Raw genomic sequence first — 11,691 nt, forward strand, 5'->3', positions numbered from 1 at the left:
TCTATACTAGACATTAATTCGACAATAACACCCTACAAACAGTTAATACAACCACATTATAATGAGGAGTCAGGATGATAATTGGCGTACCTAAAGAGATTAAAAACCACGAGTACCGAGTTGGTATGGTTCCGGCGAGCGTTAGAGAACTAATCTCACACGGCCACGAAGTTTACATTGAAACTCAAGCTGGCACCGGTATCGGTTTTTCAGACGATGATTACATCGCTGTAGGCGCATCCATTCTTCCTACCGCTGCAGACGTCTTCGCGAAAGCAGAGATGATTGTAAAGGTCAAAGAACCCCAAGCTGTCGAGCGTGCTATGCTACGTGAAGGACAAATTTTATTCACGTATCTCCATCTAGCACCAGATTTTCCACAAACTGAAGAGCTAATCAAAAGCAAAGCTGTCTGCATTGCCTATGAGACTGTAACAGATAATATGGGTCGTTTGCCACTACTAGCACCAATGTCAGAGGTCGCTGGGCGAATGTCTATACAGGCTGGTGCACAAACACTCGAAAAGTCCAATGGTGGACGTGGTCTACTACTTGGTGGTGTACCAGGTGTTGAACCGGCGAAAGTCGTCGTCGTTGGTGGCGGTGTAGTTGGCTCTAACGCTGCTCGCATGGCTGTTGGTATGCGTGCAGACGTCACAATCCTCGACCGCAATATTGATACATTACGCGTTTTGGATGAAGAATTCCAGGGTCGCGCAAAAGTTGTTTATTCTACAGAAGACGCACTTGAGAAGCATGTTCTAGAAGCAGATCTCGTAATCGGCGCTGTTTTAGTCCCAGGTGCTGCTGCACCTAAGCTCGTCACCAAAGAACACATCGCGAAGATGAAGCCAGGTGCGGCAGTGGTTGACGTTGCTATCGACCAAGGCGGTTGCTTCGAAACTTCTCACGCGACAACTCACGCAGAGCCAACTTACATTGTTGATGAAGTGGTTCACTACTGTGTCGCTAACATGCCTGGTGCGGTTGCTCGTACTTCTACGTTTGCACTGAACAACGCGACGCTACCTTACATCATCAAGCTCGCGAACAAAGGCTACCAGCAAGCACTTACTGAAGATAAAGGCTTCCTAGATGGTCTAAACGTGATTCACGGTAAAGTAACGTGTAAAGAAGTGGCTGAAAGCTTTGACCTTGAATACGTTGAGCCAGCAACGGCTATTGCGATGTTCAACTAATAGGTCTTTAACCACAAAGAACGACATCCAAATTGAAAAACGGGCTTATTGCCCGTTTTTTTGTGCCTGCGTTTTACGCTTAACTTATCTGACGCTATGACTTAAACGCGTGCAGCAGTATGTTACGCGGAGTAGTGGCAGTATCGCAAAAAGTCGACAAGCTCACCTGATAGCCGTGAGACTTCAAATACAAGGCTTTGTCCAGCGCTAGCCACACCTCAAGCGGACGACGAAACACACTTTGCACCAAGCTCAGCGCTTCCATCTTCCAAAAACGCGCCTGCCCAACCCGCTCAAAATGCTCGAAATCAACCTGGGGTATAGTGAGTGACTTCTGCGCTGCTGCCCAATGACAAAAATGCTCAAATCCATCAGAAAGCTGCGACTTTTTGATACTCGGTACCGGCTCATATCCCTCAGTAACCTGATTTTGCTGACAGAGCGCATCAAAGCCAAGCCTAAACACCATCTCTTGCTCTCTGTGACGTTTCACGCGTTCACCACCTGTGACGGTTTCCTGAAGGGGAATACGTAGCTCTTGCTTTGTTAATGACAGTTCGGCTTGCCTACCTAGCTCAGATAGAGGTTGGTATTGTTCGTCTTGAATTAAGTGATAGCAACAAGGTGACAAAGTGAGTGCTGGAAGCCTAGCACCTATAGCATGATGAATCAGCGTGACATGCAGATCACCACACGCATGCAATGCAACCGCATGTTGATTGGCATTGAATACCTGCTTAGAACTCTCATCAAATGCATCACCTTGTACGAACTGCATGCTTAAACCACGTCTGTTAGCTTCATGCTGCCCAGCGTCACAAAGGGCTTGCTGATATTCAAAGCTCGTCACCTTCTGCTCAGTTTGAGAGGAAAGAATACGCCCAAGAAAACCTTTACCAGAGCACCACTCTAACCACTCGCTACCATGATGGTTATTGATGCATGCAGAACCCATTTGGCGAATTTGTTCAAGCTTGCGCCCTGGTACGCCAGAATCGAGGCCACGGGGAAGAGTTAAATGGGAAGCTTCGCCGATCGAATCAATCACGGCAGCCTGTTGAAGCGCATGTAACTCGGGTATGAACGGGCTAAGCGCCTCTGCGCACTGTAACGGAGACTGCTTCAAGGTTTGGATGTGTTCTGGGGAGCATTCAGAAAGCCACTCAGATAAGGCTGGATGCTGTGATTGCCAAGGAAGCTGACCACTGACTATTTGAATAAAGGGATCATGCCGCCAATAATCTTGGTAGGCTTTGAGTATGGCGGTAAGTTGGTCAAATTGCTGGCGCACATTTCCCCCTATTCTTCAGGCAATGCGAAACTGCATGGATTGTAGGGGGAAGTGAGTACTAACAAAAGTACTTTGTGTTATCGAATCGGCAATTCGATATCTCTGAACATCTCTTCAATTTCGGTGTTCGACTTAAGTGATATCGCCTGTTCCACCACTGGACGGGTTAAATGAGGCGCAAATCGCTCCATAAAGTCGTACATGTACGAGCGCAAGAAGGTGCCTTTTCTAAACCCAATGCTAGTGGTGCTCGCTCCAAAGATATGGCTAGCGTCAATAGCAACAAGGTCCGTATCTTGAGAGTCATCCATCGCCATACTGGCAATAACGCCAACACCGATACCCATACGTACATACGTCTTGATTACATCGGCATCCGTTGCTGTAAAGACAACTTTTGGTGTCAGTCCTACTTTGTTAAATGCCGTATCTAGCTCTGAACGTCCAGTAAAGCCAAACACGTAGGTCACCAAAGAATAGGCCGCGAGATCTTCAATCGTTACGCGGTCTTTTAGTGCAAGTGGATGGTCTTTGGGTACCACAATAGAGCGGTTCCAGTGATAACAGGGTAGCATGATCGCGTCTTGGTAAAGGTGCAGCGCTTCCGTTGCGATAGCAAAGTTTGCAGTGCCTTTCGCAATGGCTTCTGACATTTGCGATGGCGTGCCCTGATGCATGTGCAGCGATACTTTCGGGTAACGAGCTGTAAACCCTTTGATGACTTCAGGGAGCGCGTAGCGCGCCTGCGTGTGCGTGGTTGAAATGTTCAATGTACCCATTTCAGGATGAGTATGTTCCCCTGCTACGGCTTTGATACTTTCAACTCGAGACAGAATTTCTTGAGAGATTCGAACGATATCTTCGCCGGCATTGGTCACCTGAGTTAAATGCTTACCGCTGCGCTCAAAGATTTGGATCCCTAATTCGTCCTCCAACAAGCGGACTTGTTTACTGATACCAGGCTGAGAGGTATAGAGACTTTCTGCGGTCGCGGACACATTTAGATTATGGTTCACCACCTCGACAATGTACTTTAACTGCTGTAACTTCATCTGCTCGTCTTCATCCTTGTCAAAATTCGGCTCAGCTCACCACCGCCAGCCTAAGCATATAATCAATAGTTATAACGAATTACTAAACAGATTAACAGTTTTTTTGGATAGGAATTGTTCTACCTCTCAAACCCGCTCAGAAAGTTTCCACGTTTTCCTCGGATTATGACCAATTCAACAACTTTGCAGTGTTGGTCAGTTAGCCTTTGGTGTATCCTGTCCCATTAGACTGTAGGGAAACTCACTGTAGATACAAAACGTTATGAATATTGGTTTAATTATTGCGCTCGTCGCCCTTTTGCTGGTTTTGGTACTGGGCTACAACATCATGCTGCAATACAAACTAAAAGCCGAAGCCACTAGAAGGCAAGAGTCGGCCAGATATGTTGCCTTGATTGATGCCACTGAAGAACTGATCAGTGGTGCGAGCTACTTGCCATACAGCAAAGAACTAATGCTATGTCTTCATAACCGCATTTTAGATGCCGTTACGAATATGCATGAGTTGGATCCTAAGAACAAACACTTAGTGCAACGCGTCGAGGCCGCAAAGACACAAATTCAGCAACTGCAAGAAAACTACGAAGGCAGTGAAGCCACATCGTTCAAAGTGCCAACCAGCGACAAGCAAGCGATCATTATGTTGAAACTGGTCAAACGCCTGCGCGATACCGTTCGCACTGAACACAACAAAGGACGTATGGATACCCAATCTTATATGGTTGAAAATGCGCGCCTTGAAACGATCCAGATCCGCATCAACATTGAGAACGTCGTCAAACGTGCTCATGATTCTATGGCCAAAGGACAGCCTGGTACGGCGGCACAGCTGCTGAAAAAAGGGATCGATGCGCTAAGCTCGAAGAACGACAACTACTCCATTCAAGCCAAAGAGAAGCTCACCGAGATGCTCGACAAGCTGCAAAACTCTCGCCAAGCCAAGGCTGAGGAGAAACAGCAACAAGCCAACAGCGAGCGAGACGACGACATCAATGCTCTGTTTGGTGAGAAGAAAAAGTGGTAGAGTTAACCAAGGTCGCAAGCGCGGCCTTTTTTAATTCAACAACAACGAAATTAGCCATGATCAGTCCCTCTCAAATCGACACCATTTTAGAACCCATCAATCAATTTCTGCACTGCTCGACTCCAGATGCTTGGGTGCAAGAGGCTAAACGCCCAGAAAACCTACCAGTGATCCTTATTGATCACCTATTGTGTGAGCTTAAAGCCGGCCAATCCGCAATGTACTTAATTCGCAAGTATGCCGTTGATAAACAGAGCAGCTCAGCACTGTTTGAATGGTTCAAGCCCTATGAAGACTTTGCGTATCGCCGTATTGGTGACATGGCTTCTTTGAAGGGCAAAAGTAATATTTCTAAGTCGATCATTGCTAAGTCTGATTCACCTTATAGCCAAGATTTGATCGACAAAATGGTTCTACTGATCAAAGAAGAGTTGCATCACTTCTATCAAGTGTTGGAAATCATGGAAAAGAAAGGTATTGCCTATGAGCCAATACCGGCAAGTCGCTATGCTAAGGGGCTGCTTAGCCACATGATAACGCATGAACCCAACACACTTATCGACAAACTGATCATTGGGGCTTATATCGAAGCACGCTCTTGTGAGCGTTTTGCCAAACTTGCGCCGTTTATGGACGATGATATCGCGAAGTTTTACGTGTCCCTGCTTCGCTCTGAAGCTCGTCACTATCAAGACTACTTGACGTTGGCAGAGCAAGTGGCAGGCAAAGACATCAGTGAAAGAGTTGCTTACTTAGGTAAGGTGGAAGCTGAGCTGATTTCCTCGCCAGATACCGACTTTAAGTTTCACAGCGGTATACCCGCTTAATACAACAATGCCAGAGCTGTTAAGCTCTGGCATTTTTAGTTTTACTCTATCGATTAACGTAGAGAGGCATTTAACCTAGAGAGGCGATTAGCTTAAAGAAGCATTGATCTCAGCAAGAACCTTAGCAGGATCCTCAGCTTGAGTGATTGGGCGGCCAATCACGAGATAGTCAGAACCGGCTTGGATTGCCATATCTGGCGTCATGATACGCTTTTGATCGCCCACTGCAGCGCCTGCAGGGCGAATACCTGGCGTCACCAACTTGAACTCTGTACCTAGCTCTGTTTTAAGCATGCTTGCTTCTTGCGCCGAACAAACCACACCATCAAGGCCGGCATTCTTTGTTAGATTCGCTAAGCGAAGTACTTGTTCTTGAGGTGCTACATCAATACCGATACCCGCTAGATCAGACTGCTCCATGCTAGTCAGCACCGTTACACCAATCAGTAACGGACGATCTTTACCGTAAGGCTCTAAGATCTCGCAAGATGCTGTCATCATGCGCTCGCCGCCACCAGCGTGAACGTTTACCATCCAAACACCCATTTCCGCTGCAGCGCGAACGGCTTTCGAGCAGGTGTTAGGAATGTCATGAAACTTAAGATCTAGAAATACTGAGAAGCCACGCTTGTGTAGCTCTCGAACGAACTCAGGACCAAATAGTGTGAACATCTCTTTGCCCACCTTCAGTCGGCAAGAACTTGGGTCAATTCTATCGACAAAAGCTAATGCATCGGCTTGGTTATCATAATCCAGTGCAACAATCACTTTTTGGTCAATCATTTTCGCTCCTCGTTTTACTCAAAAAAAGCAGCACCTAAGTGCTGCATTACAAATCTGTTTTGGTCTTGGCTACTCGCCGTCCAACCCTCGAATGGGCTTGATCGTACCCCATCCCTTACATGAAGGACAATGCCAATATAATGAATGCGTCGAGAAACCACATTTACGACATCGATAATGCGGCTTTGTCTTTAGCTGCTCACCTACCAGAGATTGCAACGTCGTCAAACTCTCTTTCGCTCTGCCTTCTTCAGCGTTGGCAAGGTGATAATCCATCAAACGATAGAAGCCCTTCATTGTAGGGCTGCGCACCAACTGCCTCGTTAATAGCGCTTGTGCGGCCTCTGTGCCGTCATGCTGGGCAACAAGCTGAGCAAGCATCAATTCTGCAGAGACCCCTGCCCCTTTATCGATGCTGGCTCTTAGAAACTCGACCAAACCTTGTTCTTGGCCAAGGTGGTGATAACACTCTGCTAAAGTAGGTAAAACTTCACTAATAAAATCTTTATCTTGCTCGAGCACCGACTCCATGTAGGAAATGGTTTTTGGATAATCTTCGTCTTCAAGACAGAGTTTACCCAATGAAATACTCGCTCGAGTACAACGAGGATCCACGGCCAGTGCTTTCTTAAAGTTCTGAATAGCCTTGTTGGTATTGCCATCGGCCTTCTCGATCATGGCAAGCTCACACCAAAAGTGGGCGATACTGTTTCTAATACGCTTTTTGCCCATTTTCAGCAGCGCATTCGCAACCTCGATCGCCTTATGCCACTCACTCGTTTGCTGATAGATAGCAAGCAGCTGAGTTAATGCTGCTTCGCGATGTTCGGGCTCATCGACCAGTTGAACAAAGATCTTCTCTGCTCGGTCTAGAAAACCAGACACCATGTAGTCTTTTGCTAGCTGCTGCAAAGCGAGGTTTTTCTGATCGATGGTAAGTCCTGATCGAGAAATGAGGTTTTGGTGAATACGGATAGCACGGTCAACTTCACCGCGAGAACGGAATAGGTTGCCGAGAGCAAGGTGGGTATCAATCGTTTCGTTGTCGACCTGAAGAAGCTCAATAAAGTGATCGACCGCTTTGTCTGACTGATCTGACAACAATAGGTTAAGGCCCGTCATGTATTGACGAGAGATCTGATGCGATTGCTCTTGGCGATCATGCTTAGCACTGCGCTGGCCCATGTACCAACCGTAGGCCGCCGCGATAGGCAAAAGCAAGAATAATAGCTCAAGCATTAATTAAATCGACCTTAACCCTTTATCTCATTAATTGCTGGTAGTCGCGACTTCTTTTGATTCAGAAGGCGTCTGTTTAGCCAGCTGCTTCTTTAGCTTACGCACTGTCATTTGAGACTTCAGGTGTAAGCTACCAAAAATTAACCAAGCAACCACGAAGCCAACCACGAATACACTGCCTAGCAGCGTCGAGAGATGGAAGTCACCTTGCGCTAACAAGTAGTTGAAGGTTACCACTTCCTGGTTTTGAGAACCCAGAGCTAGGGTTACCAGGAACAATGCGATGAGTACAATTATTTTTAGAATCTTCATATGCTCGTGCCATAGTTATTGGATAGCTCGATTATGCAGGAATTTGCCTCAGCGCACCATGGTCTAAGGCAATTATCTTGATAATCTAAGTGATATTTAGAGCAACTAGCCTATTCTTTATCCAAGCAATTGAAGCTCATCAAAGCCGCTCGCCTAAACGTAAAACGGCACACTAAAAAAGTATGCCGTTTCATCAAGATAGAAGCTCTATAGACTTTCGTTCACACGCTCACGAAGCTCTTTACCTGGCTTAAAGTGTGGTACGTACTTACCTTCTAGCTCCACTTTATCGCCTGTTTTAGGATTACGCCCAACTCGTGGCTCACGGTAGTGAAGCGAGAAACTACCAAAACCGCGGATCTCAATACGGTCCCCACTTTCCAGTGTAGAGGCCATATGTTCCAAAATATCTTTTACCGCATCTTCAATTTCCTTTGCGGATAAGTGAGTTTGCTCCGCGCAGAGTCTTTCTATCAGTTCAGACTTAGTCATAGGTAGTTACCCTCGTTACTCTTAATCTTTAGTGTCTCTATCTTCGATGTCTCATACTACAGCGGACAGCGGTCTACATATATTCTACATCAACAATGCACTAACTGCCTGTATAAATTGATAATAGTCTAAATTTCGCAAAGATAAAAACAAAAAAAAGGAGCCTTACGGCTCCTTTTTCACTAATGGCGTAAATTATTCGCCTTTAGCAGCTTTGAATGCATCAGCCATAGCATTACCGAACGCGCCTTCTTCTTGCTTGTTCAGTGAAGCCATTGCTTCTTGCTCGTCAGCTTCATCTTTAGCTTTGATAGATAGGTTGATTACGCGGTTCTTACGGTCAACACCGGTGAACTTCGCTTCAACGCTGTCGCCAACGCTTAGGATTAGAGACGCATCTTCGATACGGTCACGTGATACTTCAGAAGCGCGGATGTAACCTTCTACACCTTCTTCTAGCTCGATAGTAGCACCTTTAGCATCAACTGCAGTAACAGTACCGTTTACTAGAGTACCTTTCTTAGTGTCTGCAACGTAAGCATTGAATGGGTCATTTTCCATTTGCTTAACGCCTAGAGAGATACGCTCACGCTCAGCGTCTACTGCTAGAACAACTGCAGAGATCTCGTCACCTTTCTTGTACTCACGAACTGCTTCTTCACCAGCAACATTCCAAGAAATGTCAGATAGGTGAACTAGACCGTCGATGCCGCCTTCTAGACCGATGAAGATACCAAAGTCAGTGATAGACTTGATCTTACCAGTAACTTTGTCGCCCTTAGCTTGCATTTCAGCGAATGACTGCCATGGGTTAGCTTTACACTGTTTCAGACCTAGAGAGATACGACGACGTTCTTCGTCGATATCAAGAACCATAACCTCAACTTCGTCGCCAACATTAACAACTTTAGATGGGTGGATGTTCTTGTTAGTCCAATCCATTTCTGAAACGTGTACTAGACCTTCAACGCCTTCTTCGATTTCAACGAAGCAGCCGTAGTCAGTTAGGTTAGTAACACGACCAGTTAGCTTGTGACCTTCTGGGTAACGCTTAGCAATTGCTACCCATGGATCTTCGCCTAGTTGCTTAAGACCTAGTGATACGCGAGTACGCTCACGGTCGAACTTAAGAACTTTAACTAGGATCTCGTCACCAACGTTAACGATCTCAGATGGGTGCTTAACGCGCTTCCACGCCATGTCAGTGATGTGTAGAAGACCATCAACACCGCCAAGGTCAACGAATGCACCGTAGTCAGTAAGGTTCTTAACGATACCTTTAACTTCAGTACCTTCTTGTAGAGTTTCAAGAAGTTCGTCACGCTCAACACTGTTTTCAGATTCGATAACAGCACGACGAGAAACAACAACGTTGTTACGCTTCTGGTCTAGCTTGATAACTTTGAACTCTAGCTCTTTGTTTTCTAGGTGAGCAGTGTCACGGATAGGACGTACGTCAACAAGAGAACCAGGAAGGAAAGCACGGATACCGTTTAGTTCAACAGTGAAACCGCCTTTAACTTTACCGTTGATGATACCAACAACAGTTTCAGCTTCTTCGTAAGCTTTCTCAAGAACGATCCAAGCTTCGTGACGCTTCGCTTTCTCACGAGAAAGTTGAGTTTCACCGAAACCGTCTTCAACAGCGTCTAGAGCTACGTCAACTTCAGCGCCAACTTCAACTTCAAGTTCGCCAGCAGCGTTCTTGAACTGTTCAGCAGGGATAGCAGACTCAGACTTAAGACCAGCGTCAACAAGAACGTAACCGTTCTCGATAGCTACTACAGTACCTTTAACGATGCTGCCTTGTTGGAATTCTGTTTCGTTTAGAAACTCTTCAAAGAGTTGAGCAAAAGATTCAGTCATTATTTAATCTTCAATAAGTAAACGTCCATGGGCATCCTACCGCATGGGGTTGATAATTTAGTCGGTCATCATCCTTGCGACCAACAGCTCAAAGCCCACCAAGTCAGTGCCTATTAAAGGCTACTTAGTGAGTTTAGATTCGATATATTGTAGCGCTTTTTCCAACACTTGCTCGATGTTTAGCGAGGTTGAATCTAGCACAAGAGCGTCATCAGCCGGACGAAGAGGGGCAACCGCTCGGTTGCGATCTCGGTAGTCTCGTTCTTCGATCTCGCTCAAAAGGTCGTCAAATCTAACATCTAAACCCTTTAGTTGCAACTGCTTAAAACGCCTTTGCGCTCTTTCCTGCGCACTTGCGTCTAAGAAGATTTTTACAGGTGCTTCAGGAAAAACCACTGTGCCCATATCACGGCCATCAGCAACCAATCCAGGTTCAATGTTAAATGCACGTTGACGACGCAATAATGCTTCACGTACGCGTGGCAGTGCCGCTATTTTGGAAGCTGCATTGCCGGTTTCTTCTTTACGAAGCTCGCCAGACACATCTTCCCCTTCCAGAATCACTTTTACCAGTTCGCCTTCAGCAACAAACTGTACATCTAAATGCATCGCTAGCGGTACCAAAGCATCTTCTGATTCTAGATCTACTCCGTGGTGAATCGCCGCTAATGCTAAAACGCGGTAAATAGCCCCTGAATCCAGCAAGTGATAGCCTAATTTTTCAGCCAACAGCATACACAGTGTGCCTTTACCAGCACCACTTGGTCCATCCACAGTAATCACTGGTGTGTTTAAGGACATGTTCTACTCCACGTTGTCACATTATTGTTGTTAATTTTACGGCGCAGAATTATATACCCTATAGCCTTAAGTTGCTATGTCTTTGCTAGTTTGACTCTATGTTCTCATGCAATCTATTGATTACTGAGACCATCCTATAAGCAAAACACTTCGGTAGCGCCGCTCAGCCACGTCGAGCTGCAAAGTGTACCCACTATAGTCACCTTTTTGGTACTGCTCCGACAAATGACACAAACTATAGAGTCCCCCACAAGCGCCTAGATTGCCTAGCAACATATCGAGAAACACAAATTCCGTTTTTGAGCTGATGATGGATGAGGGCTGGTGAATATTGCTGTAAGAAGGTCATGAAGGTTGGTCATTTTCGGATGAGTCAGGTCTGAAAGGGACTGAATCGCTAACTGATTTTTGCCCCTTTACGAGCTAGCAATGCTTTTGATGGTTAGTGTTGTTGTCATATAGGTCTCGTTGAAGCATTTCTTAAAGCTTACAGCGCAGATGGAGTGCCCGGCAGATACGCCTTCCACCAACGCTGTGTAAATTCATTCATCGTACTCAGTGTCATCACTTCGCCGAACATGGGAGTGACGAGTTCTACCTGATGAGACCGTGCCTCTTGTTCTATCTTCTCGAGTGGTTCAAACCACGCATGATTGCTTAAGTTAAATGTAGTGTTATGTATTGGGACTAAATAATGCCCCTGAAGATCGCGATGGGCTTGCACAGTCTGTTTCGGGAACAAGTGTACAAACTGCCATAAACTATTGTAAGCACCGTTTTCCATTAACGTCACATCAAAAGGGCC

At 45.9% G+C, this 11,691-nt stretch carries 12 protein-coding genes; 3 read left to right on the forward strand and 9 right to left on the reverse strand.

Annotation, left to right across the window (positions count from 1 at the left end; all coding sequences use genetic code 11):
• The first annotated feature begins 74 nt into the window (after positions 1-74).
• On the forward strand, positions 75-1,199 hold the full coding sequence (gene ald / locus L4C42_RS19930; RefSeq protein ID WP_353498318.1) for an alanine dehydrogenase: 1,125 nt from the start codon (positions 75-77) through the stop codon (positions 1,197-1,199).
• A gap of 94 nt (positions 1,200-1,293) precedes the next feature.
• Here the strand turns inward: ald and L4C42_RS19935 are convergent, their stop codons facing one another.
• Both L4C42_RS19935 and cysB read right to left on the reverse strand, forming a co-directional pair.
• Positions 1,294-2,490: a methyltransferase gene (locus L4C42_RS19935; RefSeq protein ID WP_418641592.1), complete on the reverse strand. Its 1,197-nt coding sequence runs from the start codon at positions 2,488-2,490 to the stop codon at positions 1,294-1,296.
• A 77-nt stretch (positions 2,491-2,567) separates the two neighbouring features.
• Positions 2,568-3,542, reverse strand: coding sequence for an HTH-type transcriptional regulator CysB (gene cysB / locus L4C42_RS19940; protein ID WP_353498316.1), 975 nt, complete (start codon positions 3,540-3,542; stop codon positions 2,568-2,570).
• A gap of 262 nt (positions 3,543-3,804) precedes the next feature.
• On the opposite strand from cysB, the gene L4C42_RS19945 reads away from it, so the two are divergent.
• Together L4C42_RS19945 and miaE are read left to right on the forward strand one after the other, a co-directional pair.
• Entirely contained in the window at positions 3,805-4,566 is a 762-nt protein-coding gene (locus L4C42_RS19945; protein ID WP_353498315.1) for a DNA repair protein, read from the forward strand.
• A gap of 56 nt (positions 4,567-4,622) precedes the next feature.
• Positions 4,623-5,393: a tRNA isopentenyl-2-thiomethyl-A-37 hydroxylase MiaE gene (gene miaE / locus L4C42_RS19950; protein ID WP_418641593.1), complete on the forward strand. Its 771-nt coding sequence runs from the start codon at positions 4,623-4,625 to the stop codon at positions 5,391-5,393.
• Between the two features lie 87 nt (positions 5,394-5,480).
• Here miaE and pyrF read toward each other — a convergent pair whose 3' ends face one another.
• The 7 genes from pyrF to L4C42_RS19985 form a co-directional block, all read right to left on the reverse strand.
• Positions 5,481-6,176 (reverse strand): orotidine-5'-phosphate decarboxylase, encoded by a 696-nt coding sequence (gene pyrF, locus L4C42_RS19955; protein ID WP_429761659.1) that lies wholly within the window; start codon positions 6,174-6,176, stop codon positions 5,481-5,483.
• Positions 6,177-6,245: 69 nt separating this feature from the next.
• Entirely contained in the window at positions 6,246-7,415 is a 1,170-nt protein-coding gene (gene lapB / locus L4C42_RS19960; protein WP_353498313.1) for a lipopolysaccharide assembly protein LapB, read from the reverse strand.
• Positions 7,416-7,445: 30 nt separating this feature from the next.
• Entirely contained in the window at positions 7,446-7,727 is a 282-nt protein-coding gene (locus L4C42_RS19965; RefSeq protein WP_112461991.1) for a LapA family protein, read from the reverse strand.
• Between the two features lie 207 nt (positions 7,728-7,934).
• Positions 7,935-8,219 (reverse strand): integration host factor subunit beta, encoded by a 285-nt coding sequence (gene ihfB, locus L4C42_RS19970; protein WP_237484779.1) that lies wholly within the window; start codon positions 8,217-8,219, stop codon positions 7,935-7,937.
• Positions 8,220-8,414: 195 nt separating this feature from the next.
• Positions 8,415-10,085: a 30S ribosomal protein S1 gene (gene rpsA / locus L4C42_RS19975; protein WP_353498312.1), complete on the reverse strand. Its 1,671-nt coding sequence runs from the start codon at positions 10,083-10,085 to the stop codon at positions 8,415-8,417.
• 120 nt (positions 10,086-10,205) lie between these two features.
• Positions 10,206-10,886, reverse strand: coding sequence for a (d)CMP kinase (cmk, locus tag L4C42_RS19980; RefSeq protein ID WP_112478152.1), 681 nt, complete (start codon positions 10,884-10,886; stop codon positions 10,206-10,208).
• 487 nt (positions 10,887-11,373) lie between these two features.
• Positions 11,374-11,691 (reverse strand): MBL fold metallo-hydrolase (locus L4C42_RS19985; RefSeq protein WP_429761660.1); only part of this gene is annotated, 318 nt, incomplete at its 5' end.

This window comes from Vibrio wakamikoensis (genome assembly GCF_050337275.1).
GTDB lineage: Bacteria > Pseudomonadota > Gammaproteobacteria > Enterobacterales > Vibrionaceae > Vibrio > Vibrio chaetopteri.

Bases quoted from the DNA above. Each gene is read 5' to 3' on its own strand.
- ald (WP_353498318.1), top strand. From the start codon at position 75: ATGATAATTGGCGTACCTAAAGAGATTAAAAACCACGAGTACCGAGTT.
- cysB (WP_353498316.1), bottom strand. From the start codon at position 3,542: ATGAAGTTACAGCAGTTAAAGTACATTGTCGAGGTGGTGAACCATAAT.
- L4C42_RS19945 (WP_353498315.1), top strand. From the start codon at position 3,805: ATGAATATTGGTTTAATTATTGCGCTCGTCGCCCTTTTGCTGGTTTTG.
- miaE (WP_418641593.1), top strand. From the start codon at position 4,623: ATGATCAGTCCCTCTCAAATCGACACCATTTTAGAACCCATCAATCAA.
- pyrF (WP_429761659.1), bottom strand. From the start codon at position 6,176: ATGATTGACCAAAAAGTGATTGTTGCACTGGATTATGATAACCAAGCC.
- lapB (WP_353498313.1), bottom strand. From the start codon at position 7,415: ATGCTTGAGCTATTATTCTTGCTTTTGCCTATCGCGGCGGCCTACGGT.
- L4C42_RS19965 (WP_112461991.1), bottom strand. From the start codon at position 7,727: ATGAAGATTCTAAAAATAATTGTACTCATCGCATTGTTCCTGGTAACC.
- ihfB (WP_237484779.1), bottom strand. From the start codon at position 8,219: ATGACTAAGTCTGAACTGATAGAAAGACTCTGCGCGGAGCAAACTCAC.
- rpsA (WP_353498312.1), bottom strand. From the start codon at position 10,085: ATGACTGAATCTTTTGCTCAACTCTTTGAAGAGTTTCTAAACGAAACA.
- cmk (WP_112478152.1), bottom strand. From the start codon at position 10,886: ATGTCCTTAAACACACCAGTGATTACTGTGGATGGACCAAGTGGTGCT.